Consider the following 692-nt stretch of genomic DNA (forward strand, 5'->3'; position numbering starts at 1 on the left):
CCCGGGCTTGGTCGCCGGGCAGGCAATCGGCCTGCTGGGCATCGAACTGCACACCCGCCGGCGCAACCGCCTCAACGGGCAGATTCGCCAGGAGGTTGCAGGGCAATTGCAGGTGACGGTAGAGCAGTCGTTCGGCAACTGCCCGCAATACATCCAGTTGCGCGATTACACGCGCGTCGCCGAACCGGCCCAGGGGCGCATCGATGCGACGGCCCTGGATGCCACGACCGTCAGTATGATCCAGTCTGCCGACACCTTCTTCGTCGCCAGCTATGTCGAGCATGACAACGGCCAGCGTTCGGTGGATGTGTCCCACCGTGGCGGTCGGCCAGGATTCGTCAGGGTCCAAGGCAATACGCTGACCATTCCCGACTACGCCGGTAACCTGCACTTCAACACCTTGGGCAACTTGTTGGTCAACCCGAGGGCAGGTTTGCTGTTCATCGACTTCAGCAACGGCAACGTGCTGCAGCTGGGCGGGCGTGCCGAGGTGCTGCTGGAAAGCCCGGCCATCCAGGCGTTCGAAGGTGCAGAGCGGCTGTGGACGCTGGAGGTCGACCAGGTGGTGTGGCGGCCGGCTGCGGTTTCCCTGCGCTGGGCGTTCAAGGAGTACGCCCCGACCAGCCTGATGACCGGCACCTGGGCCGAGGCCGATGCGCGTTTGCAGCAACGTCAGCAGCAGCGCCAATGGC

At 64.7% G+C, this 692-nt stretch carries 1 protein-coding gene; it reads left to right on the forward strand.

The window, feature by feature from the left end; all coding sequences use genetic code 11:
• On the forward strand, positions 1-692 hold a 692-nt coding region (locus GYA94_RS26725; protein WP_174824220.1), incomplete at both ends, for a pyridoxamine 5'-phosphate oxidase family protein.

This window comes from Pseudomonas juntendi (genome assembly GCF_009932375.1).
Lineage (GTDB): Bacteria > Pseudomonadota > Gammaproteobacteria > Pseudomonadales > Pseudomonadaceae > Aquipseudomonas > Aquipseudomonas juntendi.